We start from the raw sequence: 26,196 nt of genomic DNA on the forward strand, positions 1-26,196 counted from the left end.
CATCAAAACGCGGCGTAAATTGAAACTACAGCGAGCCTGAGCCTCCAAAGCCAATCAACCGCTCGTGTTCCAAATCATTTGATGACAGACAAGCGTCGATGCGCTGAGCTTGTTCAATGGGCGAGACACTCATCCACCTCTCTATCCACCCTCCATATATAGTATACGGTGGGGCGTGGTGGAACACGGTGAAACAGTTAAATCACTGAAAAACAATCATCCTGTGAAATTCTGGTACATGATGAAACACCCTGAAACAAGGATTAGATGCCTCTCCTGGGCACCAAATCCCCAAAAGAGAATAACGACCGGTTTTCCGAATGCTTGACTTCAACAGGCAACACATCGGGATTGGTTGTGCATCTGTTTGGCAATACATCGCTATCGCAAAATACTCTTAGAAATCTGGAGCTTGGAAAAATCAATGACGCGCGACGCCAAGCTTTAAGCGTCGCTGTCTTCCGAAAAATATTTGTCGTCAATCCATTCCCGCAACTCGCGCACTTCCGGCTGATCCGCGATTTCGGCGATCCGCGCCTTGTGGCGCGCCACACACAGCTGATGCAGTCGCGCTGTTTCCGGATCGCTGAGCAATTCGGCCCCGGCAGTGCGCGCGGCAGGCAGTTGAGGTGCGATCCAGTTTTCCGATGACCCGCCCCGCATCCGAACGCGGTAATATTTGCGGTTCACTTTGCGCCATTTGGCGACCGCGTCGCCACGATCCATCTTGACCATGAACGAATCCACAGATCGCAAAGCATGGTGGTTCAGCGCAACCAGATCATAAGCGCCCCGGCAATCGTAGCTTTTGAGCTTTTCATCCGTCATGAACTCTTCCGGCACGGGGCGGGCCGATCCGTCCAGCCAGATCACGTCATTCTCTGTCCCGGGTCGCAATAAAGGGCGATGGTTCGTGGGGCGTTCGAACGCCCCGGTGCCGTTCAGAATGGTCTTTACGCCGCGCACAGCTTTCCATCGCCCGGGCCGGGGATTTTCGTGCACTTTGAAGTTCTCGGTTATCCAGTGATCTTCAAACTTCTGGTGGCCGCTTGAGGTGAAGTTCAGTTCGCTCATCGACAGGGCGTGAAACGGACCGGCGGCGCGCAGCAAGTCGGTGAAATGCCCTTGGCCCACGCGAATATTGACGAACTCATCGACGTCCATTGAGATGATATAATCGGACCGCCTGACCACTGGCATTTGCAACGCGTATTTGATCGCGATGGGATGATAGTATGTCTTTTCCATCATCACAGCGGGGTTCTGCAGATGGGTAACCACACCCCTCTCATCCAACCGGTCGAGCAACAGATCGGTACCATCGGTGCAGTGATTGGTGAAAATCACAAAGTTCTTAATGCCGATGGATTTGTGAAACGCGAGCCACTCGAGAATGAAGGGGCCCTCGTTCTTCATCACGGTAAAAACCGTAACTTCGGGGTCATCCAACTTGTGCGAAGGGTCGGGCATATCGCGGTTAGCTATGGGCACGGGGGCTGAGCTGTCTGCTGCCATCCTAACCCTCCTCGGGTGCGGCAATCCGGTATCCCAGATTGCGTAGGCAACGGGCAGCTTTGCTACGCAGATCGGGGCTCTGCCGCAAGAAGCGCGTCATGCTGCGCGTCATATGGCTGCTGGCAAGCACCTCGTCATACTTCGCCTCCAGCACATCAAGCGGCATTCGATTGCTGTCCTTGAACAGCGCAGCCCGGCCTTCAGCATCGGGGCCGATGAAGATCGGAGTGATGTGCCCGCCCCCAAAGGCCACCGCGTGTTCGGTTCCGCAGCTCTCAAGATAGGACAGGGCGTTCTGGACGGCCGGATAGATGATATGGGTATCGTCGAACACCACGATGCATTGCGCATTCGTCACCGTCAGCACATTCAGAAAATCTGCAAAAGCCGCGGTGATCGTGTGCTCTCCGTCGATGAAGGCCAGATCAAACCGATCCACAGGCGGGTCCGAGCGCAGCGACGCAGAGGTTGTCTCACGCGTGGACAATTTCTGCATCTGGCTGTCGCTTGCATATTGCCTCAGCCCGTCCAGCATATGCTGGGTGGTAACATGCTGATACTGGTCCAGCGCCCCCCGCTCATCCGGGGTCATGTCGGGCCGCAGGTCGATCGACAGCGCGCTGAGGCAATCGTCGTCCATCACATGCGGCTGAAGGGATTTACCCAGATACGAGCCAATCTCGAGATACCGGTATGGACCATCTTTGGATGCAATTTCTTGCACGTTGATCAGAGTGCGCGTGCCGCGAATACCGACCTGTCCGCGCAGTTTGAAATCGTCAATCGACAGCGTGTTCGGCGCAACCATCGTCAGCGTACCTCAGCTTTCATCCGCAGCATCGACCAGTTCCTGCGCAAGCTTCAAAAGCGCTGTGTTGATGGCAGGCTCGCTGTCGAATTCGCCCTTGTCGATCAGGGTCTGCAACCTGCCCCAGCGTTTGGCCAGGATGCAGCGCGACATGGCAGGCGGGAACAGCTCGGCCTCGGCACCGGCTTGCGCCCAGGCTTGCAGCAACGAAGGTTTGGGGGCATCCCCGTCCACGCACCAGGTGTGCTCGAACAGGGTCATGATAAAGCGCAGAGGGGCCTGTTTCGGATGCCTCCGGTCGGCGACATAGGGCAGTTTGAAGACGTCAGTGACGATCTCATAGGACGGCCAGTAATGCAGAACGCCCTCGTCTTTGAACTCGCGCACGACTTCATCCAAAGCCACGCGCAGAACACTTTTCGAGACCGAGTTCGATGTCAGGCACGAGTTATCCCGGAATGTCGCAATCAGCGGGATCGGTGACAGGGTGAACAGGATCTTGGCATCCGGGCGATGCTTTCGGATCAGATGGTAGATTGCGCGCAGATTGTCCTTGTTCTCTTCAACGGTCGAGACGCGAAACTTATGCCGTGACGGGTCATAGACATCCTTGGGAATGGTGCGCCAGAACACATTTCCGGTGACCTCATCATACCAGATTTCCGACAATCCGAACGTCAGGATAAATACATCGGTTTCGTCAAAAATACGTTTGGTTTCCGCCTGAACCTCTGGGTCATAGCCATAAGATTCAGCCTTGTAGCCATGCCAAAGCTCTCCTTCGAAAACCTTGTTTTCCCACGCCCACTCGAATTGCTGACGGATCACAAAGGAATTCACCATACCTTCGCCACAGGTCACCACATAGGCGTCCTTGGCTTCTTCGTCCTTGTTCAGGACCCGGTAGTTCCGGCGCGACAGCCATTCCGAGATATTTGCGGCAAAGCAGCTGCCAAATGCCGTGATCTGCGTGTCCGGGGTGATAAACGGCTCTTTCGGGGTCCAGCCCTTCAACACGTATTTTCCCACCGCTTCTGCCGGGATCATCCGCGCCACGGTCGGATTGGCATTTGTGTGTTCACCCCGAAACCATGTTCTGAACTCGGGCGTGTCTTTGTTCGTGCGTTGAAAGTTGAAATGCCGCGCACGGTTCGATCTTGCCATATCACCCTCAGGTCGGTTGCTCTGGCGCTTATCGTTGGCTGAAACTGCACCTTCTTGTCGCAGCCATATCTACCCACAACACCACGCGAATTCTAGCAATGTTTTGTTGCCCGCCTTTTCCCTGAGGCTTGCTGGACGCACCCGGTCTGATCCAATAGAGTTGTCAAAAATCCGGTCGGTGGACACCCATGACGACCAAGGCGAGGTTTCAGAGCGGAACATGACAGACCTTCACCAAATCGGCATGCTCTGGATGCGCGGATCGCTGAGCTTTCTTGAGCAGCTCTGCGTTCAGTCCTTCTTAGATGCCGGGCATCACACCATCCTTTACACATACGAGGATGTCGACCGCGTGCCCGATGGAGTCGAGTTCCGCGATGCCGCCGATATCCTGCCCGAAACCGGGTTCCTGGTGCATGAGCGCACCGGTTCTCCGGCGCTGCATTCCGATCTGTTCAGATATCATATGCTGTGCGGTGCGGACCGGATGATCTGGGCCGATACGGACGCCTATTGCCGCAAGCCTTTCGTCACCGAGACCGGCCATTTCTTTGGCTGGGAAAGCAAGAAACACATCAATGGCGGCGTGCTGGGCCTGCCCCGCGACAGCGAAGCGCTGCAATTGCTGCTGGACCATTGCTCGGATGAATTTGCCATCCCCACATGGTATGGCAAGAAATACGTCCGGGAACTGGAAGAGAAGAAGGCCGCGGGCAACCCGGTTCATGCGGGCGAACAGCCATGGGGTGTCTGGGGGCCGCACGCGGTGTCGCATTTCCTGCACAAGACCGGCGAACACCGCTATGCCTTCCCGCAGGAGGGGCTGTATCCCTATACATTCAAGGACCGGCGCAAGATCGTCAAACCCAACAACAAGATCAGCGATTACGTCACCGACAACACCTATTCGGTGCATCTGTACGGTCGACGGATGCGCAAGTTTCTGGCGGAACACTACAAGGGAGTGCCTGATCCGACCGGCCTGCTGGGGCAATTGCTGATCAAGCACAAGATCAACCCGTTGAACGCGCCCTTGCGGGACTATCCCAACCCCGACCCCAACAGCGCCTTCGCAAAAGTGTTCAGGGAAGAGATCGACGGTAAACAATATACGGCGGCCACGCCCGCATCCGACGACGCTGCCCCCCTGAAATCTGTTATCGGTGTGACGACCATGAAGAACGAAGGGCCCTATATTCTGGACTGGGTGGCCTATCACCTGTGGCTGGGCTTCACTCATTTCCTGATCTACACCAACGATTGCTCGGACGGCACGGATGAGATTCTGGACCTGCTGGCGGAACGTGGGCTCGTCACCCGCGTCGACAACCCGGCGCGCATAGACAAGGGCGAGCGACCGCAACGTGTGGCGCTGGCGCTGGCGCAGGATCATTCGATCATTCAGGCCGCAGATGCCTATATGGTGTTTGACGTGGATGAATACATCGACATCCACACGCCCGAGGGCACTTTGCGGTCCCTGATGGAGGCAACCGGGAACCCCGAATTGATCGCAATGACCTGGCGGTTTTTTGGCTGTTCCGGCGTGGCCGATTTCGACGACAGCCCGGTGCCGCAGCAGTTTGACCGTTGCGCGCCGCAGAAAGTGCGGGTGCCGCATCACAACTGGGGCTTCAAGACCTTCGCCCGCAGGCCGTCGAGCTATTCGAAATTCGGTATCCACCGCCCGCTGGAACCGGTCTCCGGCGCCATGCCTCATTGGGTCAACGGATCGGGGCGCCAGATGCCTGATCGCTATCGCGAAAAGGGCTGGCGGTCGTCACTGGAAAGCTGGGGCTATGATCTGGTGACGCTGAACCACTACTCGATCCGCTCGCTTGACAGCTATCTGGTCAAACGCGACCGGGGCCGCACCAACCACATCAACCGCGAGCAGGGCATCGGGTATTGGAACATCCACAACCGCAATGATGAACAGGACGACTCGATTCAGGCGCACTTCGAGAAATCCAGACCGATGCGCGATGATCTGCTGTCGGACCCACGGCTGGCCAAATTGCATGAGGCAAGCTGCAACTGGCATCGTGCCAAGATCAATGCACTGAAGGATCAGCCCGAGTACAACCGGCTTTACCAGACTCTGGCGCAGGATATCCTGTCCCACAGTGTCTCGGACGAGGTGCAGCCGGACTTTGCGTCGCTGTCCCATACCGCACTGACCGGTGAACCCTTTGTCAGCGACAAACCCGAACCCGCACTGCCTGAGGATACGCCGCCAGAGGAACAACCGGTTCTGCAATCCTCGGGCCATCCCATCCTGCTGGGGGATGACGCGCAAGAGGCGTATGAGAGCATCCGGAAACGGGTCGAGACGCTGTTCTCGCCGCTCAAACCCGCCGCCCCACTGTCACGTGACAAGATCACGCTGGTGACGACGATGCGGAATGAGGCCCCCTTCCTGCTGGAATGGGTTGCCTATCATCGCTCAATCGGGGTGACGGATTTTCTGATCTATACCAACGACTGCGCCGACGAGACGGTCGAGCTGCTGGACCGATTGCAGGCGCTGGGATATGTGACGCGGCTGGATAATCCGTTCAAGGCGGACAAAGGGCAAAAGCCGCAGCGCGGCGCGTTGAACCACGCAATCACCCATCCTTTGATCTCGGATGCTGATTGGTACATGTGCATGGATTGCGACGAGTTCATCAATATCCATGTGGGCGACGGTACCCTGCCCGAGCTGTTTTCAGCGATGAATGAACCGAACCTGATCTCGATGACATGGAAGCTGTTCGGGAACGCCGGCGTCACTGATTTCGAAGACGCCTGGGTCATCGAAACCTTTGATCGCTGTGCGCCGCAGTTCATCCCAAAGCCCCGTATGGGGTGGGGATTCAAGACGATGGTCCACAAATCCGCGCCCTACGGCAAGATCGGCGTACACAGGCCGCTGGACCTGGATCAGGACCGTTTGTCCGAGGTGCGCTGGGTCAACGGATCGGGGCGCGAGATGCCGGAACAGGTGCATGCCTCGAACAGCTGGCGGTCGACCAAGCGGTCGCTGGGCTACGATCTGGTCACGCTGAACCACTATACCTTGCGCTCTGCCGACAGCTATCTGGTCAAGCGGGATCGCGGCCGGGTGAACCATGTCGATGAGGATATGGGCGGTTACTACTGGGATCGCCGGAACTATAACAGTGAACGCGACGCCCGCATCCTGCAACGGGTGCCTCGGGCCCGAGACGAACTGGACCAGATGATGGCGGATGCCGAGATTGCGGCGCTGCACAAAGCGGCGGTTGAGACGCACAAACGCAAAGTGGCCGAGTTGAAGGCCCTGCCCGAATATGCGCACCTTTATGAAAAGATTTCGGCGCCGGATCAGCCGGATGCGATTTTCATGCCCGAACGGACCGAAGCCGAAGTGGCGGACTAGCCATCCCGCTTGCGTGCCTGTTTCTCGGCATGGATGGCGCGGCGGATCGACATGAGCTGGCTCCACATCTGACGCTGGGCAGTCATCGGCAGGACCTGCGTGGGGCCGATCTGACACAGGCGCGCGTGGGTGTAGAACATCTCTGAATCCTGCATCAGCGTTTTGATGCGTTGGTGCCGCCACGCGACGGATCGGGTATGCAGCTGATCCAGTTCGGGGTCGGCGCGCAGCTCGGCCATGCCTTGCGCAATTGCATCGGCATGGCGCAGGATCGCGGTGTCTTCAACCTGATTGAAATCGCGGTCGATCCAATAGGCCAGATCAATCGGGTCTTCGCTGTGATTGGGACGGCCCCGTTCGGCCTTGACCAGATAGTTCTCGACCGAACCCAGAGCGTAATGGTTCAACTGTGCCATCCCATATCTGGGCACGACGCTGGGAATGACGGTGCCGGGTATGGCCGGGGCCGGATCGCCATTGCCGTCGACCAGATTGAAGTCCGCGCCGTCCTGCAGCCGGGGCCGGTGCACGCCCAGCCGATCCAACCGCTGGTCGGCCTTAAACAGGGTCTTGAACTGCACCGCGCGCCACGGCCACAGCAGCGTGTCGGGGGCTGCTCGGGTGAACAATCCGGTTACCGGTTGATCCTGAAAAGCAACTTGCCGGTTATGCCCGAACATGCGCCACGGCACCGCAAACCCGTCCGCATCGGGCCGTGCGGCAATCAGATCGGCGATCTGCCCGCTGCCTTCGTGAATGCAAAGAAACTCGTCCACGTCCGAAACGAGTATCCAATCGGCCTGCTCCACCAGCCGGTGGTTCAACGCACGGTTCAGCGCCCGCCACTGCACCGTCTTCTTGCCTTTGCGCGGGTTGGGCTTGTGGCAGACGATTTTTAGCGTGTGCAACCGATCCAGAATCGCGTCGGTGCCATCCTCGCAATCATTGCTGAAAATCAGGAAATCCGTCACGCCGATGGCACGGTGATAGGCGATCCATTCCAGAATGAACGGCCCTTCGTTGCGCATGGAGGTCACGATCAGGCAGCGCATGGGTCACATTCCGTTCAGCAAGTTAAAATCGCCGAAAATCAAGGACTTTCGACGCTCGATCCCAAGGATTGCACAATCGGGCACATTCGGCCAGAGGCGCAGGTCAATACGCGGCTTCTGCCGTGTCCGGCAGCAACAGGCTCAGCTCACCTTCGGGAAATTCATCGAACGACAGGTCCCACGATGCCCCGGGCCACAGCAATTGAAGCTGCTTTCGTGTGGGGCGATAAACAGCCGTATAAAGCGTTCCAAAACCGGATTTGAAAGCGGTCGAATACAGCGGCGGGCGTAGGAAGGCGTCGATAAAGCGCCTTTCGCTTTCCGGGTACTGGTTCAGGCGGTTCAGCAGAAACCGTTCACGTTCCACCGTTGCCGTAAACCGTGCATGTTTGGACCATTCAACATGGCCCTGATGATTGGTCGCCACCGGCACGTCCGAAATTTGCGGGTGCCGGTCAGGTGCCAGATAGACCGTGCTGTGATTGTGTTTCGCATCCAGCACGGTGACGTTATAGCTCATGTGGCAGGGAATGCGGCACAGGCAATCAACCGCCTCGGCCGTGGTTTCGCAGGTTTGCAGCACATAGCGCAGGATCAGCGGAACACCGAACCCGTCCCCCACCTCGCGCCGCCCGCCGAAGGTAAGCGAGACGGTCAGACCCGCATCGTTGATCCCATCGAGCAGGCCCAGAACACCGTCACTCATCCCGATGATCCCGCGCCCGTCCCAATGGGTCTTCAGCAGCGCCGCATCGAAGGTCTTCGGGTGGTAGTCGTAGTTGCGCACCAGAATCGGCGTCTTGCCGCGCCAGATCGCCTGACTGCAGCCAGACAGGTATTTCGGCGGGCAGTAGAAGCTGAGAAACCGCGCCTGACTGTCCTTGCCTCCGACCAGCTCGACCACTTCTTCGTAAAGCGGCAGGATCTCGGGCATATGCTTTTGCAGCGCGCGCAGGCATTCGCGATAGGTAGGGCGGGCCGAATACCCCTCTTGCGCCCACCATGTGCGGTAGGCGGGCCAGTATTCGGCAAACAGCCCGGCCAGCTTGGGACCGGGCTGCGCCTCGTCGATTGAGCGAAAAACAAGCGCCATGGGGCTTTCTACATGATTTTAAAGGCGGGGTCTTGCATCGGCTGCGCGGCGGGCAGCGGTTCAGCGGTATAGGCCGAGGTGATGCCGTGAATCCACTTCTTCGACTTGTCTGTCAGTTTGAAGCCCTTGGTCATCGACCGCCCACGCGTCACCAGAATGCCCAGATCGGCCCCTTCATAGCGGTAGTCACCGGCATTCGAAATGCGCAGGAAGAACGCCTCATTCTCGCCCACCGCGCGGCGGTGATAGTCGAACCGGTCGAACACCACACGGCCATCTTCGAGCATCTTGTAGATGCCCGATTGTGGGGCCTGCGTAATCCTGTCGACACTGTCATCGGTGTGTTTGATCACCATCTGCGACCAACTGTCGATCATGTCCGGGTCGGCCCAGCGCGCATTGAGTTCCTCGACATCCAGCTCGAAGGGTTTCTTGGAGAACTCCAAAAGGTGGAACAGGAACAGCGGCGCATCGGCATGGGCAAAGGCCGCGTGGTTGGTCATGGAACTTGCCCCGGTGATGCGCGGGTTCAATTCACCCAGCCACAGCTCATCCGTTTTCTTGTCGATCAGGAAGTCGAGCTCGAAATAACCGCGATAGCCGGATTTGCGCAGCTCTTCCCCGAACTGAAAGGTCAATTGCCGCGCTTGTTCGCGGGCCTTGGGCGGGAAGGCGGTCGAGAAGATTTCATTCCCGCACCAGCCGCCGCGATAAGGGGTAAGTTCCTTGAAGCCCACAAGCTCGGTCATCAGCGGGCCCACGATGGTGCCTTCGGATGTGGCGCAGGCCTCGATCGCCGCCCCGCGACAGTCGATCCGCTTCATGATCTTGATCTCGCCTTCGCCGACGATCTCGTCTTTGTGCTTGTTGAAATCGGCCTCGGACTTGATGAAGAACGTGGTGTGACCACTGTCACCAAAGGCGGATTGCAGCACCAGATCATGACCCAGCCCGGCCTTGTCGCAGATCTTTTTCAGATGATCATAGCTTTTGACCACACTCAGCGTGTTGGGCACGGACGGCACGCCCGCCTTGTTGCCGATGCGGACGGTTTCGATCTTGTTGTCGCATTTGGTACGCAGCTTGGCCTTGGGGAACCACAGTTGCCCGCCCAGTTCCTTGACCAGCTTCTCGGTCGTTTCATCAAACATCAGGAAGACAAACTTGGGCTTGCCGCCGCGCCGTTTGACCAGATCGATGATCTCTTTGTGCTGCAGCAGATAGTTGTTGATGTCTTCGATGGACTGGAATTCATCATGCGGCATTTCAGAAGGCACAAACACGTTCGGATGTCGCCCGTCAAAGCAGTCCATGTAGCAAATGTAGGTGAAATTCATCACCCATTCATCCAGCCCCAACAGGTTGAAATTGGTCGCCGATACAAAATAGATCGGGTCCGTGTTGGTATGAAAATACCGGCGGATTTCCGAGATGTTCTTCAGCACCTTCTTTGGCATATGGTCCTCCCAGTCCCTTATGTTTTCTTGACTGATTTCAAAGCGTCTTCTGTAAAGATGCGCAGGCCCAGATCAGCGCGGAATCCGTGGATTTCCGAGACGTCCAGTTCCTGCATGAATTTGAGGATTTCGGGGCTGATCACCTGCCCCGGCACCAGAATGGGAAAGCCCGGCGGATAAGGGATCACGAAGGTGGCCGAGACCATCTCCTCGCCCGCTTCCAGCCGGTTCAGCATGTCCTTGTCGGGCTCAACGTAATCACAATTGTCTTCGTCATAGGACAGGAAGAACGCGGTGCGGATATCCCCTGCCTCGGTGCCCTGTTCGCAGCGGAACGCGTCGTGGAAGCGGCTGAAGTCAGGCAGCGGCGGGACATGCTCGCTGAGGTTCCTGACGCGTTTCTCAAAGGCGCGCTTTTCCATCTTGGACGCGTCGTCCATCAGGTCGTCCAGTTCCTTGGCGATCTCGACCAGCACCTCGATCAAATATGCGACCGAACTGCGCGTGGTGCCGATATTCGTCATGAACAGCACGGTATTGCGCGAGGTCTTGTTGATCTGGATGCCGTATTTATCCATCAGGATCTTGGTCTTGAACGTATCGCCATCCCAACCGGTCGCACCCACATGCAGGGTGATGCGGGTGGCATCCAGAACGAATTCGTCCTTGGCCCAGCAATCCCAGACGTCGGCCCAGCCCTGATCGGGATCGAAATAGCTGGTCATGCCGCTTTCGCGATACTGTTCGGGGATCATATCGCCCGCCGTGACCAGCTTGAAATACTTCCTCAGCAACGGATGCGTCGTCACCGCCCGGCGGATCGCCATGGCGCTTTCGACCTGCCGCTGGACGAACTCGTATCCTTCAATCTCGACCTGCCTGCGTCCCACATCCAGCGAGGCGATGATCTGATAGTTGGGCGAAGTCGAGGTGTGGGTCATGTAAGCCTCATGAAAGGCCTCCTCTACCGCGCCCTTGAACTGCTGATCGTTGACGTGAATCATCGAGCCCTGCCGCAATGCGGTCAGCGTCTTATGGGTCGATTGCGTCGCATAGACCCGCACCCGCGCATCCGGTGGCGCGATCAGACGGGTATCGAGCCAGGCGTCATCACCCTTGCCTTCCAATTCCTTTTGCTGCGCCGCGTAAGCCTCGGCATGTTCGGTGGTGCGGAATTCCTCTCGCAGAATATTCGCTGAACGCATCGCGGTGCGCACGCGGGTGTTCGGGGCAAAGCGCGCATAGCCAAACCAGGCTTCGTCCCACAGGAACACGAGGTCCTTCTTGATCGCCAGACATTCCTGCATCACCCGCTGCACGTTGTAGACGATGCCGTCGAAGGTGCAGTTGGTCAGCAAAACCATGCGCACCCGGTCCAGTTTGCCTTCAGCGCGCAGGGCCAGCAGTTTATGTTTGATTTCACGGATCGGTACCGCGCCGTACATCGAGTAATCGTGCAGCGGATAGCTGTCCATGTAGACCACGCTCGCCCCCGCCAGCACCATACCGTAATGGTGTGATTTATGGCAGTCACGGTCGACCAGCACGATGTCACCGGGCCGGACCAGCGCCTGCACTACGATCTTGTTGCAGGTCGATGTTCCGTTGGTGGCAAAGAAGGTCTGTTTAGAGCCAAAGGCGCGAGCGGCGGCTTCTTGCGCCTCCTTTATCGGACCTTTGGGTTCCAGCAGCGAATCCAGCCCACCCGAAGTGGCAGAAGTTTCAGCCATGAAGATGTTCGATCCGTAGAACGCCCCCATGTCCTGAATCCAATGGCTGCGGCTGATCGACTTGCCCCGGCTGATCGGCATCGCGTGGAACACGCCGGTGGGCTGTTTGGAGTATTCCTTGAGCGCCGTAAAAAACGGCGTCTTATAGCGCCGCTGCACTCCGCGCAGGATGTTCAGGTGCAGTTCCAGGAAATCTTCCTGATTGTAGAACACCCGCCGGCACAGACCCAAATCAAGCCCGGCGATATCTTCGGCCGAACGATCAGTGATCAGATAAGCGTCCAGTTCCGGGCGCAGCATTCCGATCCGGCGGCAGGTCTCTGGCCCAAATTCCGAGGGTGACAGCGCATCAAGATCAGCGCCTTCTCCATAAAGGCTGATATACCGGCCCAGAACATTGGTTTCGTTCTTGGATTTCAGACTCAGGCCCGGGCGGACGATGACCGCCTGCACATTCTGGTTGAACAGAACCCCGATCAGCGCGTCCTCGACACTGGGAACCACAACGGTTTCATAGATGAACTGGTCCTCGCTGCGGCGCATCCGTTGCAGGCTGGATTGCAGGAACCGCTCCTGATGCTCGTTGACATTGTCGACGATCATTACTTCGAAATAAGGACGGCCCAGCGCCCGGGCTTCGTGGCTTTGGGTGGACTCGTCCTCGAACTCGTCAACCTCTGTCTCATCCGCAATCAGCGGGATCGAGCGGCGACGATACGCCCCCGATGTCAGCGCCCGCGACACCCGGCGCACGGCGGTCGAGAAATCGCCAAAGTTGCCATGGTCCAGCAACCGGCGCAGATAGTCGAACGCCGATCCGCCCGGAAAGGCAAAATACATCTCGATCGGGGCCAGCGCTTGTAGCAATTGACGCGCCCGGTCCCGATCCTTTTCGCCGGCACCCTGATCAAGGGACTCGGCCGTTTCCCGCAGCACGCTCCATCGGTCTGCCCTCAGCTGTGAGGCGCTGTAGTAATCCGAGATAGTGTGGAGCTTTTCGCTGTCGGAAATGCCGTGCATGAAATTTTTTCCTTTCTGCCGATACCGAAAAGCTGCCCGGTATCAGTCTGTGCCAGAGCGCCCTTTGTAGAGATACAGGTTATCGGGCTTGGTCGCGGCGTCTTCAGTATATCCCAGCGCCGTTCTGGGGTCGGATGCGGCAACGCCCGCGACGTCACCTTTTTGCGGAATGCGCAACGGGCCCAGCGTGTGCAGATACGCATCCGCCCCACTGGTGCGGTCATAGACCGGGAACTCCGCCTCACGGTCGCGGAAGCTTTTGAGAACCTGCCCCAGACCTTTCAGCCCGACCTCACGCTGGCGGCGAACCTGATCCAGATCGATCTCGATGGGGAAGATATCCTCTTGCCCCGCGGATTGGTGCAGCACAGTGGCCGATGGATCAACGACCAGCGAGCGGCCAACGCCCCCAGCGGCCAGACCGTTCACGTCGAAGACGTAACACTGGAACTGTGCAGCGGTGGCCTTGGCGATCGACAGCTCGGCCTCGCGGTCAGTGGTGCCGGTCAGGACCGGATGCAAAAGAACCTCAACCCCCTGAGAAGTCAGGTGCCGCGTTGTTTCGGGGAACCAGATATCATAGCAGATCGACAGGCCGAACCGACCCACATCCGGCACGTCAAAGATGCAGAAATCCGTGCCCGAGGCGACATTCTGTTCATAGGGTTTGAACGGGAACATCTTGGAGTATTTCGAGACGATCTCACCATCCGGGTTGATCACCACCGAAGTGTTGAAAATCCGCCCGTCCTCGTGCTTTTCGAACATCGAGCCGGGGATCAGCCAGATCCCGTAGCGCCGCGCCGCGTCCTGAAAGCGCGACAGGTCGTCATTTGGAAAGGGTTGGGCAAACCGGTCGAGCGGACCATGAGGTGCCAACTCGCTGAACAAGGCCATCTGGGTCCAGGGGAACCGAGCCATCATGATGTCGATCCGATGCAACATAGCGTCGACATTCGACTGCAGCGCGCCGACATGCATCTGGATTCCGGTTATCGCAAAGGGGGTCATTTTTCGTTTCTTCTCATTTTCTCGCCGATTGCGACCGCCGCTATGATCCGGCGTTCTTCATCGGAACACAAAATCGTGTATTCACGCAAGCCCGCTGTCCTCAGGCCATGTATTTCGTAAGATTCCAATCTCATAGAGCCTCTTCCTCGGCTGTATCTTCCGCCAATTGTTCCACGAAATCGATATCGTTGCGGACCCAGAAGAACCGGAAGCCACAACTGCGCAGCCATTTTTCAAGGCGGTCCAGGCTGGACCATTCCCGCCGAAGACCGCGGGTAGATTCGACCAGCGCCCATTGTCCATCGACCAGAAAATACACCGTCCAGGTGTTGGGATGCGTCGAGTGGTTGGCAAAGCCGCCGCTGACCACCTCGCGCGCCGTGCGCACCGCGACAGGGTAGTCTCCGATACGGTTTTCAGCCGCAAGTATCGCCAGATCGTTTTGACGGATCGTGAATGTGGGGAACGGGGCGACGCTCATGCAGCCTCGGTCTGTGCGGCATCGAGCAGCGCCTTGCGCCGTTCATTGATTTCCGCAGGTTTTAGGTTTTCGATACGGGTCGCAAGCGTCCAGACATGACCGAAGGGATCGGCGATTGTGGCGCAGCGCTCGCCCCAATAGGTATCGGTCGCCTCTGCAATCAGGCTGGCGCCGCTTTCCAGCGCGGTCGCGAGGGTCGCGTCGGTGTCTTCGACATACATGTGATGCCCAACCGGTGTGACCGTGCCCGGAACGGCGGGACCATGCGCACCCCAACCGGCGGTGACAAACAGCATGGAATTGCCGATCTTGATGGTGGCAAATCCCGGAGCCTCTTCCACGTCACAGGCCTGAACCTTCGCGCCAAAGGCGCTTTCGTAGAACCGCAGCGCTGCGGGTACGTCAACAACAACAAGCGACGCGGTGCAGGTACGATAGCCACGGGGCAGCGTTGCAGGCTTCTTCTTCATTCCGGTCCTCTCCGAATTGGGCGACGGTCGCCCTGAATGACTTGCAGGAAATTCCCGCACTATGCACCATACTGTGTCTCATTCTGAAGGACTCTGCAACACTATGATGCATAGTGCTGAATTTACACTCTCAATGCTCAAAAAGTTGGCGGTGTGCAGGCGCTGATGATCCGGCAGACCTCGGGGCCGACCTGCCGGAACCGGTGCGGCGTGCGACTGTCGAAATAATAGGCATCACCCGGCCCCAGAACCTTGCGTTGATCGCCCACCGTCACCTCGACCCGGCCCGATATGACGATGCCGCCCTCTTCCGCCTCATGGCCGTACATCACGCGACCGGTATCGGCGCCCAGATCATAGGTTTCCTGCAGGATCATCATCGCGCGCCCGTGCAGGTTTGATCCAACCTGCCGCAGCGACAGCCCGCCCTTACCGATCTCTGTCAGCTCTTCGGCGGCGTAGAACACTGTTTGTTCCGGCTCGATCTCGAACGAGAAAAAATCAGACATGCCAATCGGTATGCCCTGCAAAATCCGGCGCAACGCACCGACCGAAGGGTTCATCTTGCCGGACTCGATCAGCGAGATGGTCGAGTTCGGAACATCCGATTTCTTGGCCAACGCCCGCTGCGACAGGCCCGCCCGTTCACGCAGGGTGCGCAGGCGCAATCCAAGGGTCAGATCATCCTGACTGGTGTTTTTCATGTTCAGTATCCGCAACACTTCGAGAGTGCCGGGACCGTAAATCAAGGGCTTATGATTCACAAGAAACAGGCTTTCACCCGCCAACCCAGCCACTACAGTCACGCGGTCAGACATGCGGGCGCCGCGCCCCATAACCGGAAAGGACGCAAGATGCTGAATGCTCAGATTGCTGAACGCCGCAACACCTCGATCGCGCAGGGTGTGGGAATGCAGACGCAGGTCTATGTCGACCGCGCCGTGAACACCGAAGTCTGGGATGTCGAGGGCAAGCGCTATATCGATTTCGCCGCAGGTATTGCCGTTGTGAATACCGGGCATTGCCATCCCAAGGTGATGGAGGCGGTGCAAAAACAGGCCGCCAATTTCACCCATACCTGCCATCAGGTTCTGCCTTACGAGAACTACATCCGTCTGGCCGAGCGCCTGAACGAGAAGGTTCCCGGCGATTTCACCAAAAAGACCGTCTTTGTCACCACAGGTGCCGAAGCGGTGGAAAACGCCGTTAAGATCGCCCGCGCCGCCACCGGGCGTCCGGCTGTCGTCGCCTTTGGTGGCGCTTTCCATGGCCGCACCTTCATGGGCATGTCGCTGACCGGCAAGGTTCAGCCCTACAAGGCGGGTTTTGGTGCGATGATGCCCGACACCTATCACGTCCCGTTCCCGGTTGAGCTGCACGGCACCTCAACCGAGGATTCGCTGGGTGCGCTGACCAAGCTGTTCAAAGCCGATCTCGATCCGGGCCGCGTGGCTGCCATCATCATCGAGCCGGTACAGGGTGAAGGTGGCTTCTACCCCGCTCCGGCCGAGTTGATGCGTGGCCTGCGTACGCTTTGCGACGAACATGGCATCGTTCTGATTGCCGATGAGGTACAGACCGGCTTTGCCCGCACGGGCAACTTGTTTGCGATGGACGCTTATGATGTTTCCGCCGACATCACCACCATGGCCAAAGGTCTGGCGGGTGGGCTGCCTTTGGCCGCTGTCACCGGACGCGCCGAGTTGATGGACGCCGCGCATCCGGGCGGTCTGGGCGGCACCTATGGCGGCAACCCGCTGGGGATCGCCGCCGCCCATGCGGTAATGGATGTGATCGAGGAAGAAGACCTGTGCGCGCGCGCCAACGAGCTGGGCTCGCGCCTGAAACAGCGGTTGGAATCGATCCGTTCCCGCACGCCCGAGATCGTCGACATTCGCGGTCCCGGATTCATGGTCGCGGCTGAATTCAACACCAGCGATGGCAGCGCGCCGAATCCGGACATGGCCAACACTGTGCGCGTCGAGGCGCTCAGGCGCGGATTGATCCTGCTGACATGTGGCGTATATGGGAATGTAATCCGTTTCCTCGCACCGCTGACCGTGCAGGACGAGATTTTCGCCGAGGCGATGGACATCATCGAGGCCTCGATCGACGCTGCCAAAGGAGCCTGAACATGCTGGATACCAAAGTGACCAAGCTGGAGCTGAAAGATCCCAGCCTTCTGGAAACCCGCGCCTATATCAACGGCGCATGGGTTGAGGGTGAGGCGACCTTCCCGGTTCACAATCCCGCTACCGGCGATCTGATCGCCAACGTGACCGATATCAGCATCGAGGGCACCAAGCAGACCATCGATGACGCGTATGCTGCGAAAAAGGACTGGGCCGCCCAGACCGGCAAGGAACGCGCGGCAATCCTGCGCAAGTGGTTCGATCTGATGGTCGAAAACGCCGATGATCTGGCCACGATCCTGACCGCCGAGATGGGTAAACCCTGGCCCGAGGCGCGCGGAGAAATTCTGTATGGCGCGTCCTTCATCGAGTGGTTCTCGGAAGAGGCCAAGCGCGTTTATGGCGACGTGATCCCCGGCCATCAGCGCGACAAGCGCATCGTGGTGCTGAAACAGCCTGTGGGTGTGGTGGGCTCGATCACCCCATGGAACTTCCCCAATGCGATGATCGCGCGCAAGGTTGGCCCGGCGCTGGCGGTGGGTTGCACCTTTGTGGCGCGCCCCGCAACACTGACGCCGCTTTCCGCTTTGGCGATGGCGGTGCTGGGCGAACGTGCGGGCATTCCGGCAGGCGTGTTCAACGTAATCCCGGGCACTGACAGCTCGGGCGTGGGCAATGAGCTTTGCACCAATGACAAGGTGGCCAAGATCACCTTCACCGGTTCGACGCGCGTGGGTCAAATTCTGATGCGTCAGGCGGCGGGCACGATCAAGAAAATGTCGCTGGAACTGGGCGGCAACGCGCCTTTCATTGTGTTCGACGACGCCGATGTGGATGCCGCCGTCGACGGCGCAATGATCGCCAAGTTCCGCAACAACGGTCAGACCTGCGTCTGTGCGAACCGCATCTATGTACAGGCGGGTGTCTATGACGAATTCGCCGCCAAGCTGGCTGAAAAGACCAAATCCCTGAACGTCGGTGACGGCTTCGGCGATGGTATCACCACAGGCCCGCTGATCAATGACGCAGCCGTCGCCAAGGTCGAGGAACATATCTCGGACGCGTTGTCCAAAGGCGCAACCGTGACGCTGGGTGGTAAACGCTCGGATCTGGGTGGCACCTTTTTCGAACCCACGGTTCTGACCGGCGTGACCCGCGATATGGTGGTGGCGAAGGATGAAACCTTTGGCCCCGTCGCGCCCCTGTTCAAGTTCGAAGAAGAAGACGACGTGGTCGCGATGGCCAATGACAGCGAGTTCGGTCTGGCCTCGTATTTCTACAGCCGTGATCTGGCGCGCGTCTGGCGCGTGGCTGAGGCGCTGGAATCGGGCATGGTGGGCATCAACACCGGCCTGATCTCGACCGAGGTCGCGCCGTTTGGGGGCGTCAAACAGTCCGGTCTGGGTCGTGAGGGTTCGAAATACGGGACCGAGGATTTCCTTGAGATCAAGTATCTTTGCATGGGTGAGATTCAGTAATCTCCCAATACCTTGAAACTCTAACGCACCCGCAGTCTGCGGGTGCGTTTTTTTCAGACCGAAGCGTGTCCGCGCAAGCGAACCACCAGCGGCATCATCGCCAACACCAAAACGGCTGAGAAGAAGAAGGGTGCGCCGGGCAGATAGATACCTTCACCATCGACCGACGCCTGAAACAGCCCGGTCATCACCAAAGGTGACAGCACTGCCGCGACAGACGACAGCGAGGCGATGACCCCCTGCACCACGCCCTGCCGGTCTTCATCGGCCTGGTTCGAGGCCATTGCCGTCATCAGCGCAGGTACAAGATCCGACAGCGCGGCCAGCAGAAGAAAGATCACAAGCGCAGTAATTGTTGCCGTGAAGCCAAATCCAATCATTCCAATCAACGCGGACGTCATCCCCATCATCAAGGTGCGGTAATCGCCAATCCATCTGATGAAAAGGGGCATCAGTCCGCCCTGAACCGCCGCCAGCAGCACCCCGTATGCGGCCAGGGACAGACCGATATAAAGCGTCGACCAGCCAAAGACCTCGCGAATCCAGAACGCCCAAAGGGTCGGATAGACCATGTTGGCGAACTCAAAAATGAAAATGCATAGCAGCGGCACCGCCAGACCCGGAAAGCGGAAAGCGTCAAAGATCGATTTGAACGGGTTCAGGTCGCGCTTGCCGAAGGGGCGGCGTTTTTCGGGCGTCAGGCTTTCGGGCAGTGCGAACACACCGAACAACGCATTCGCCGCTGACAAGGCCGCCGCGATCCAAAAGGGCGCGGTTATGCTGACCTCGGCTGCGATGCCGCCGATGGCCGGGCCAAGAACGAATCCGATCCCGAAGGCCGCACCGATGAGGCCAAAATTCGCGGCCTTTTCGGTGGGTGAGGATATGTCGGCGATGTAGGCCGTCGCGGTGATGTACGTTGCCCCCGCAAGCCCCGCAAGCGTACGCCCGAGCAGAAGCAGCCAGAACGTATCAGCCAGCGCCATGATCACATAATCCAGCGCCAGCATGACCAGCGCTGCAATCAGGATCGGCCTGCGACCGACGGCGTCTGAAATGCTGCCGACAATGGGGCCACACAGGAACAGCGCCCCGGCATAGGCGGCCATCAGCAGCCCGCCCCAAAAGGCCCCTTGCCCGGTATCACCCGCGCCAACGCGATTCATCAGATCGGGCATGATCGGGAACACGATACCGATGCCGATGGCGTCGATCATCAGGGTGATAAGGATGAAGGTTATGGCGCGGCCTTTGAACATACCGCCCTATCGGATGGGTAGCTTCCTAAAGCAAGGGAAAAGGGCTGCGCGACAGTCAAGCAGCCCTTCCTGTTGTCAGCGCTACTGCCCCATCGCCACGCCTTCACGACGCGGATCGGCGGCGCCGATCAGTTGCCCATCCTTGATCAGGATCGCGTGCAGCCCGCTGTTGAGATCGACCAGCTTGACCTCATGCCCTTTGCCGGTCAGCGCATCGGCGAATTCGGCGGCGGCGGTTCCCTGCTCCAGATCCATCGACGACCCGTTGCGATGCACGAAATGCCCCGTTTCGACGGCATCCTGCGGGTCCATGTCCCAATCGACGATCGCGATGATGGTCTTGGCCACATAGTTGATGATGCGGCTGCCACCGGGTGAACCGATCAGCAAATAAGGCTCACCCTCTTTCATCACGATGGTCGGCGACATCGAGCTGCGCGGGCGTTTACCACCTTCGACACGGTTGGCCACCAGACGGTCACCATCTTTGGGCGCGCGGTCAAAATCGGTCAGTTCGTTGTTCAGCAGAAAACCCCGCACAAAGACGCGGCTGCCAAAGGCGGTTTCGATAGTCGTCGTCATCGACAGCGCATTGCCGTACTGATCTCGGATCACGATGTGACTGGTGCCGGGTCGGTCGGGGTTCTGCGACGGCGCAAACAGCGCGGTGTGGTCACGCGGCGGTTCACCCGCCTGGCGTTTCTCACTGGCTGTCTCCGGTTCGATCATTTCGGCGCGCAATTTCAGGTAATCCGTATCTAGCAGGCCCTTGACCGGCACATCGACAAAATCGCTGTCGGCCATGTAAAGCGCGCGGTCTGCATAGGCCAGCTTGGCCGCCTCGGCATAAAGATGCGCCATCTCGGCGTTCCAGCCAGTGCCTTTGAGGTCGAAGTTACTCAGAATGCCCAGAATCTGCCCCACGGTCAGACCACCCGAGGTCGGCGGCCCCATGCCGCAGACGTCATAACCGCGATAATCGGCGCAGACAGCGGGGCGGATCTTGACGCGATAGGCAGCCAGATCCTCAAGCGTGATGTTGTTTTCCACCTTCGATGTAGCGTCGACAGCGGCCACGATATCCTCGGCAATCGGGCCGTGATAAAACGCATTCGCACCCTGATCGGCCAAAATGCGCAGGGTCTCGGCAAAATCGGGGTTCTTCAACAAGGTGCCCGCCGCCAGCGGACTGCCATCTTCATTGAAGAAATACGCCTTGGCACCGGGAAAAACATCCAGCCCCCAATTGCGGTCGACGGTCGATTTGATCGAATTCGCCATACGCGGCGAGACCTCGAACCCGTTTTCGGCCTGTTCAATGGTCGACTGAAACAGCGAGGCCCAGTCTGTCTTGCCATACAGGTTATGGGTTACTTCCATCAGGCGCAGAATGCCCGGCACGCCGACGGCCTGACCGCCCGAGATCGCCTCGCCAAACGGCATCTTTTCACCATCGGGCAGCAGAAACCGCTCGGGCGTGGCCTTTGCAGGCGCTTTTTCCCGTGCATCAAAGGTTGTCAGCGTTTTCGAGGACGCGTCCCAATAGAGCAGGAATGCGCCACCGCCGATGCCTGACGATTGCGGCTCGACCAGATTCAGCATCAATTGCACGGCGATCATCGCATCCGCAGCCGTGCCCCCCGCAGCCAGCACATCATACCCGGCTTTCGCGGCAATCGGGTTGGCGGCGGACACCATGAATTCGGTGCCGGTGACCGAGTCCTTTTCGTCCCAGCCATAGCCCAGTTCCGGTGCAGGGTCCTGCGCACTGGCCATGCTGGCGATGGCCCCGAAGGCCAGCGCCGCTGTTGTCTTCAGCAGGGTTTTCATAGCGATCCACCTTTGAAAGAGTTCTGGAAACCGAGGCACTCGTTACAAAACCACTTTCAAACCGCCATTGTCACTATCTGACGACGTAAACGGACGCGTTTGAATGTCGGATGACCCGTGATGCGTTTGGACCGAGAAGATAGTCCTTGAGGTCCGGCTTATGGGCCCCGATGACGATGAGGTCAGAGCCCGCACCTTCGGCGGTCTCAAGGATTTTCTGATAGGCGGTACCGGTGGCAACGACGTGGCGGATGCCGGCATTGCGGTCTTCACCCAGAGTGTCGGCGCAGAGCGCGATCAGCTTTTCATGCGCCGCCTCCACCGCCTTTTCGTGGAATTCGGGCTGGAAAAAGCCCGAGACCCAGCTTTCGCCGAAATCCGGCAGAACCGTCACCACATCCAGCTGCGCGCCGTCCAGATCGGCCAGCACCGCTGCCCGTTCCAGAACACCCGCATCCAGATTGTCGTTGCTGATATCTACGGCACAGAGGACAGATTTGATCATGATGTTACGACCTCTTGTTCATTGGTGCGGGCGGCGCGACCGCGTTGCAGGAAGGCGATCAGCCCCAGCAACAGCAGCGCCGGGATGAAGATCAGCTCTTTCGGGGGCTGGCTTTGCGGAGCCTGAATGCTGGTGATGCGGACCGCCTCGTCGGCGTAATAGTCGAACATATCCAACTCATCCGCCACCGGCGTGCCAAACAGCGGTTCATCCAGCTTGACCAGCCCGTCCTCTTCCAGCGTCATCAGGCCCAGAGCGTCGATGCGCGCGGCACCATCAGCCTCGTCTCCGATTGTCAGGACCACGGTGGTTTCGGTCATGTTGCCGGTGTCGAAATCCGGGCCTGCGACCTCGATCCGCATGGTGCTGCCCGGTGTGGCATCACCAACGGCCTGTGTCAGCTGCGCCGGTTCGATCTGTGCGAAGGGTGGCGCGATGCGGTTCATGAAAAAGTCGGGACGGAATAGCGCAAAGGCGATCAGGATCAGCGCGACGCTTTCATAGATGCGGTTCTTGGTCAGGAACCAGCCCATGGTGCCGGCGGTGAAGATCAGGATCGCGATGGTGGCCGACACAGCCACCAGAATGCCCTGCACCCAACCAACATCGATCAGCAGAAGATCGGTGTTGAAGATGAACACGAACGGCAACGCCACGGTGCGCAAGCTGTAGAAGAACGCGGTAAAGCCCGTGCGGATCGCATCCCCGCCCGAGACGGCGGCGGCGGCAAAACTCGCCAGGCCCACGGGCGGTGTCACATCGGCCATGATGCCGAAATAGAACACGAACAGATGAACCGCGATCAGCGGCACGATCAGACCGTCCTGCGCGCCCAGTTCCACAACCACACCGGCCATTAGCGAGCTGACGACGATATAGTTCGCCGTGGTCGGCAGACCCATGCCCAGGATCAGGCTCAGCAGACCCACCAGCGCCAGCATGGCGATCAGGTTGCCGCCCGACAGGAACTCGACCAGATCAGCCATCACCTGACCCACGCCGGTCAGGGTCACAGTGCCCACGATCACACCCGCGGTGGCGGTGGCCAGCGCGATGCCGATCATGTTGCGCGCCCCGTCGATCAAGCCGTTCCACAGGTCGGTAACACCGGCCATGAAGGCGTTCGCGGTGTCGCTTTCGCCGCGGAAGATCGACTTGAGCGGCTTCTGTGTCAGCAGGATCACGAACAGCAGCGAGGTTGCCCAGAAGGCCGACAGACCGGGCGATTTCTGCTCGATCATCAGGAAATAGACCAGCACAATGATTGGCAGCAAGTAATGCAGTCCGGCCTTGTAGATCTCGGCAATCACCGGCAGTTCGACCTCTTTGGCATTGGGATCATCGGGGACCAGATCCTCGACCCCCGCCGCCAGTTTCAGCAGGAACAGATAGGCCAGTACGATCAGCGCCGACAAAACCAGCCCCGAACCCTCTGGCACGATCGCGATGATCGCCTTGATCGGGTACTGTACGCCATAGCAAAGCCCGGCAAAGCCTACGAAGAACAAAGCCATGCCGCCAATCGTGCGGCCCATCGAGACAACGCGGTCGCCCAGCGTCGGCATGTTCCGCTTCACCGCCTCAAGGTGGACGATATAGACCAGCGCGATATAGGAAATCGCCGCAGGCAGGAACGCGTGGGTGATCACCTCGACATAGGAAATGCCCACATATTCCACCATCAGGAAGGCCGCAGCGCCCATCACCGGCGGCATGATCTGGCCGTTCACGGAACTGGCCACCTCGACCGAGCCCGCTTGTTCGCTTGAAAAGCCCACCCGCTTCATCAACGGAATGGTGAACGTGCCGGTGGTCACAACGTTGGCAATCGACGAACCCGAAATCAGGCCGGTCGCCGCAGACCCCACCACAGCCGCCTTGGCCGGACCGCCGCGCAGGTGACCCAGCGCGCCAAAGGCCATCTTGATAAAGTAATTCCCCGCGCCCGCCTTATCCAGCAGCGCTCCGAACAGCACGAACAGGAAAACGAACTTGGTTGAAACGCCCAGCGCGATGCCAAAGACACCTTCGGACGTGATCCACATATGGCTCATCGCCTTTTGCAGGCTGGCACCTTTCCAGCGGATAACCTCGGGCACCCAAGCGGACGAGCCGAAGAAGACATAGGCCAGAAAGATCGTTGCGATGATCGCCATCGCCGGACCCAGCGCGCGGCGTGCGGCTTCGAACAGCAGCAGCAGACCGGCAAGCGCGAACCACTTGTCGGTGTCGTCCGCAAGGCCACCGGCATCGACAATTTTCTGGTAGAAGAAATAACCATAGAGCGCCAGAAACGCACCTACGATACCCATGATCCAGTCCTGAACCGGGATATAGTTACGCGGGCTGGATTTGAGCGCCGGATAGGCCGCAAAGGCCAGGAACATCGCAAAGGCCAGATGGATCTGGCGCGAGTTGTTCACCACGCTGCCCGGCAGCAGATAGTTCGACAAAGGCGAGGCGAGCACCACCTGAAACACCGACCACAGTACAGCTACAATCGCCAGAAAAAGCCCCACATTTCCTGCTGGATTACGCCCACCCGCATCGGATGAAGCGACCAGATCCTGAAGTTCTTCTTCGGATAAAGGGCGATTGCCCTGTGTGTCGGAACTCATATTAAAAACTCCCCGTCCTGCAGCCTTGGTTTTTATGGCCGTCTTGTCACCGGTTTCTCCCGGATATGAACCGGGGCGCCCCTGAAGGCGCCCCGCGTCAGGTCTGGCTTACTGAATCCAGCCTTTTTCCTTGTAGTATTTCTCGGCACCCGGATGCAGCGGAGCCGACAGGCCATCCGCAATCATCTCTTCAGGCTTGAGGTTGGCGAAAGCCGGGTGCAGCTTTTTGAAGTCATCGAAGTTTTCGAAGACCGAGCTCACAACCGCATAGACCGCATCTTCGGAAACGTCTGCCGAGGTCACGAAGGTCGCGCCCACACCAAAGGTCTGGGTGTCGCCATCCGAACCACGGTACATACCACCGGGGATGGTTGCGGTACGGTAGAACGAGTTGTCGTCAACCAGCTTGCTGACCGCGTCGCCGCTGACATTCACCAGAACCGAGTCGCACGCGGTGGTTGCTTCCTGAATCGAACCCGAGGGGTGACCGACCGTATACACCATCGCATCGATCTGGTTGTCGCACAGAGCTGCCGACTGTTCAGCCGCTTTCAGTTCGGTCGCCAGTTCGAAATCACCAGTGGTCCAGCCCATTTCGCCCAGCAGAACCTCCATGGTGCCGCGCTGACCGGAACCAGGGTTACCAATGTTGACGCGCTTGCCCTTCAGGTCTTCGAAATTGGTGATGCCTGCATCGGCACGCGCCACTACCGTGAACGGCTCCGGGTGGACCGAGAACACGGCGCGCAGGTTCTCAAACGGGCCGGCCTCTTCGAATTTCGAGCTGCCGTTATAGGCGTGGTACTGCCAGTCCGACTGGGCCACACCAAACTCAAGCTCGCCTTCGCGAATGGTGTTGATGTTGTAAACCGACCCCCCGGTCGATTCCACCGAACACCGGACCCCGTGCTCTTTCCGGCCCTTGTTGACCAGACGGCAGATCGCGCCACCCGTCGGGTAATACACACCCGTAACGCCGCCGGTTCCGATCGTGATAAACTCTTCTGCATATGCCGCTGGTGCCATCAGGGCCGCCGCGGCAAATGCGGTAATTGAGGATTTCTTGAACACTTTGACACTCCTGTTGTCAGTCTTTTTTGATCTGTTGGGGCGCCTGAAACCGTTCAGAACACAACAGAAAAAATCGCACTGGAATCAGGCCCCCCGATG

19 protein-coding genes are annotated in these 26,196 nt (G+C 58.6%); 3 read left to right on the plus strand and 16 right to left on the minus strand.

Annotated elements, in window-relative coordinates; genetic code table 11:
- Positions 1-444: 444 nt before the first annotated feature.
- From ACR0K9_RS07780 to ACR0K9_RS07790, 3 genes are read right to left on the minus strand one after another with little or no spacing between them, the layout of a single operon-like run.
- On the minus strand, positions 445-1,515 hold the full coding sequence (locus ACR0K9_RS07780) for a glycosyltransferase family 2 protein (protein ID WP_480822094.1): 1,071 nt from the start codon (positions 1,513-1,515) through the stop codon (positions 445-447).
- Position 1,516: 1 nt separating this feature from the next.
- A complete protein-coding gene (locus tag ACR0K9_RS07785; RefSeq protein WP_480535727.1) occupies positions 1,517-2,323 on the minus strand; it encodes a class I SAM-dependent methyltransferase in 807 nt (268 codons plus the stop codon).
- Between the two features lie 12 nt (positions 2,324-2,335).
- On the minus strand, positions 2,336-3,487 hold the full coding sequence (locus ACR0K9_RS07790; RefSeq protein WP_480535728.1) for a GSCFA domain-containing protein: 1,152 nt from the start codon (positions 3,485-3,487) through the stop codon (positions 2,336-2,338).
- 220 nt (positions 3,488-3,707) lie between these two features.
- Here ACR0K9_RS07790 and ACR0K9_RS07795 point away from each other — a divergent pair, with 220 nt between their 5' ends.
- Complete coding sequence (locus ACR0K9_RS07795) at positions 3,708-6,890, plus strand: glycosyltransferase family 2 protein (protein WP_480822096.1); 3,183 nt, start codon at positions 3,708-3,710, stop codon at positions 6,888-6,890.
- Here the strand turns inward: ACR0K9_RS07795 and ACR0K9_RS07800 are convergent.
- The 8 genes from ACR0K9_RS07800 to ACR0K9_RS07835 form a co-directional block, all read right to left on the minus strand.
- The gene (locus ACR0K9_RS07800) at positions 6,887-7,942 is read right to left on the minus strand and encodes a glycosyltransferase family 2 protein (RefSeq protein ID WP_480822098.1); all 1,056 of its coding nucleotides are present in this window, start codon (positions 7,940-7,942) and stop codon (positions 6,887-6,889) included. The two genes, ACR0K9_RS07795 and ACR0K9_RS07800, sit on opposite strands and share 4 nt — an antisense overlap.
- A gap of 103 nt (positions 7,943-8,045) precedes the next feature.
- Positions 8,046-9,035 (minus strand): C45 family autoproteolytic acyltransferase/hydolase, encoded by a 990-nt coding sequence (locus ACR0K9_RS07805; protein ID WP_480822100.1) that lies wholly within the window; start codon positions 9,033-9,035, stop codon positions 8,046-8,048.
- Positions 9,036-9,043: 8 nt separating this feature from the next.
- A complete protein-coding gene (locus ACR0K9_RS07810; RefSeq protein ID WP_480822102.1) occupies positions 9,044-10,492 on the minus strand; it encodes a biotin carboxylase in 1,449 nt (482 codons plus the stop codon).
- Between the two features lie 17 nt (positions 10,493-10,509).
- Complete coding sequence (locus ACR0K9_RS07815; protein ID WP_480822104.1) at positions 10,510-13,242, minus strand: aminotransferase class I/II-fold pyridoxal phosphate-dependent enzyme; 2,733 nt, start codon at positions 13,240-13,242, stop codon at positions 10,510-10,512.
- A 42-nt stretch (positions 13,243-13,284) separates the two neighbouring features.
- Positions 13,285-14,253, minus strand: a complete 969-nt coding sequence (locus ACR0K9_RS07820) for a carbon-nitrogen hydrolase family protein (protein ID WP_480822106.1) — start codon at positions 14,251-14,253, stop codon at positions 13,285-13,287.
- Positions 14,254-14,383: 130 nt separating this feature from the next.
- Positions 14,384-14,734 carry a hypothetical protein gene (locus ACR0K9_RS07825; protein WP_480535738.1) on the minus strand — a complete coding sequence of 117 codons (351 nt, stop codon included), beginning with the start codon at positions 14,732-14,734 and terminating at the stop codon, positions 14,384-14,386.
- The gene (locus ACR0K9_RS07830) at positions 14,731-15,204 is read right to left on the minus strand and encodes a VOC family protein (RefSeq protein ID WP_480822108.1); all 474 of its coding nucleotides are present in this window, start codon (positions 15,202-15,204) and stop codon (positions 14,731-14,733) included. The genes ACR0K9_RS07825 and ACR0K9_RS07830 overlap by 4 nt, the downstream gene beginning before the upstream one ends.
- A gap of 137 nt (positions 15,205-15,341) precedes the next feature.
- Complete coding sequence (locus ACR0K9_RS07835) at positions 15,342-15,908, minus strand: cupin domain-containing protein (RefSeq protein WP_480822110.1); 567 nt, start codon at positions 15,906-15,908, stop codon at positions 15,342-15,344.
- A gap of 150 nt (positions 15,909-16,058) precedes the next feature.
- Here ACR0K9_RS07835 and ACR0K9_RS07840 point away from each other — a divergent pair, with 150 nt between their 5' ends.
- Entirely contained in the window at positions 16,059-17,336 is a 1,278-nt protein-coding gene (locus ACR0K9_RS07840) for a 4-aminobutyrate--2-oxoglutarate transaminase (protein WP_480822112.1), read from the plus strand.
- A 2-nt stretch (positions 17,337-17,338) separates the two neighbouring features.
- Complete coding sequence (locus tag ACR0K9_RS07845; RefSeq protein WP_480822114.1) at positions 17,339-18,814, plus strand: NAD-dependent succinate-semialdehyde dehydrogenase; 1,476 nt, start codon at positions 17,339-17,341, stop codon at positions 18,812-18,814.
- A 53-nt stretch (positions 18,815-18,867) separates the two neighbouring features.
- Here the strand turns inward: ACR0K9_RS07845 and ACR0K9_RS07850 are convergent, their stop codons facing one another.
- From ACR0K9_RS07850 to ACR0K9_RS07870, 5 genes are all read right to left on the minus strand, one after another.
- Positions 18,868-20,073, minus strand: a complete 1,206-nt coding sequence (locus ACR0K9_RS07850; RefSeq protein WP_480822116.1) for an MFS transporter — start codon at positions 20,071-20,073, stop codon at positions 18,868-18,870.
- A gap of 81 nt (positions 20,074-20,154) precedes the next feature.
- The gene (gene ggt, locus ACR0K9_RS07855) at positions 20,155-21,903 is read right to left on the minus strand and encodes a gamma-glutamyltransferase (protein WP_480822118.1); all 1,749 of its coding nucleotides are present in this window, start codon (positions 21,901-21,903) and stop codon (positions 20,155-20,157) included.
- Between the two features lie 73 nt (positions 21,904-21,976).
- Positions 21,977-22,408, minus strand: coding sequence for a universal stress protein (locus ACR0K9_RS07860; protein ID WP_480535747.1), 432 nt, complete (start codon positions 22,406-22,408; stop codon positions 21,977-21,979).
- The gene (locus tag ACR0K9_RS07865) at positions 22,405-25,026 is read right to left on the minus strand and encodes a TRAP transporter permease (protein ID WP_480535748.1); all 2,622 of its coding nucleotides are present in this window, start codon (positions 25,024-25,026) and stop codon (positions 22,405-22,407) included. Before ACR0K9_RS07865 ends, ACR0K9_RS07860 begins: the two co-directional genes overlap by 4 nt.
- A gap of 108 nt (positions 25,027-25,134) precedes the next feature.
- On the minus strand, positions 25,135-26,097 hold the full coding sequence (locus ACR0K9_RS07870) for a TAXI family TRAP transporter solute-binding subunit (RefSeq protein WP_480535750.1): 963 nt from the start codon (positions 26,095-26,097) through the stop codon (positions 25,135-25,137).
- Positions 26,098-26,196: the final 99 nt, after the last annotated feature.

Source organism: Ruegeria sp. L12, assembly GCF_056531745.1.

Coding starts and splice junctions, on each gene's coding strand:
- ACR0K9_RS07830 (WP_480822108.1), bottom strand. CDS start 15,204: ATGAAGAAGAAGCCTGCAACGCTGCCCCGTGGCTATCGTACCTGCACC.
- ACR0K9_RS07865 (WP_480535748.1), bottom strand. CDS start 25,026: ATGAGTTCCGACACACAGGGCAATCGCCCTTTATCCGAAGAAGAACTT.
- ACR0K9_RS07850 (WP_480822116.1), bottom strand. CDS start 20,073: ATGTTCAAAGGCCGCGCCATAACCTTCATCCTTATCACCCTGATGATC.
- ACR0K9_RS07815 (WP_480822104.1), bottom strand. CDS start 13,242: ATGCACGGCATTTCCGACAGCGAAAAGCTCCACACTATCTCGGATTAC.
- ACR0K9_RS07845 (WP_480822114.1), top strand. CDS start 17,339: ATGCTGGATACCAAAGTGACCAAGCTGGAGCTGAAAGATCCCAGCCTT.
- ACR0K9_RS07790 (WP_480535728.1), bottom strand. CDS start 3,487: ATGGCAAGATCGAACCGTGCGCGGCATTTCAACTTTCAACGCACGAAC.
- ACR0K9_RS07800 (WP_480822098.1), bottom strand. CDS start 7,942: ATGCGCTGCCTGATCGTGACCTCCATGCGCAACGAAGGGCCGTTCATT.
- ACR0K9_RS07840 (WP_480822112.1), top strand. CDS start 16,059: ATGCTGAATGCTCAGATTGCTGAACGCCGCAACACCTCGATCGCGCAG.
- ACR0K9_RS07860 (WP_480535747.1), bottom strand. CDS start 22,408: ATGATCAAATCTGTCCTCTGTGCCGTAGATATCAGCAACGACAATCTG.
- ACR0K9_RS07780 (WP_480822094.1), bottom strand. CDS start 1,515: ATGGCAGCAGACAGCTCAGCCCCCGTGCCCATAGCTAACCGCGATATG.
- ACR0K9_RS07820 (WP_480822106.1), bottom strand. CDS start 14,253: ATGACCCCCTTTGCGATAACCGGAATCCAGATGCATGTCGGCGCGCTG.
- ACR0K9_RS07805 (WP_480822100.1), bottom strand. CDS start 9,035: ATGGCGCTTGTTTTTCGCTCAATCGACGAGGCGCAGCCCGGTCCCAAG.
- ggt (WP_480822118.1), bottom strand. CDS start 21,903: ATGAAAACCCTGCTGAAGACAACAGCGGCGCTGGCCTTCGGGGCCATC.
- ACR0K9_RS07825 (WP_480535738.1), bottom strand. CDS start 14,734: ATGAGCGTCGCCCCGTTCCCCACATTCACGATCCGTCAAAACGATCTG.
- ACR0K9_RS07795 (WP_480822096.1), top strand. CDS start 3,708: ATGACAGACCTTCACCAAATCGGCATGCTCTGGATGCGCGGATCGCTG.
- ACR0K9_RS07835 (WP_480822110.1), bottom strand. CDS start 15,908: ATGAAAAACACCAGTCAGGATGATCTGACCCTTGGATTGCGCCTGCGC.
- ACR0K9_RS07810 (WP_480822102.1), bottom strand. CDS start 10,492: ATGCCAAAGAAGGTGCTGAAGAACATCTCGGAAATCCGCCGGTATTTT.
- ACR0K9_RS07785 (WP_480535727.1), bottom strand. CDS start 2,323: ATGGTTGCGCCGAACACGCTGTCGATTGACGATTTCAAACTGCGCGGA.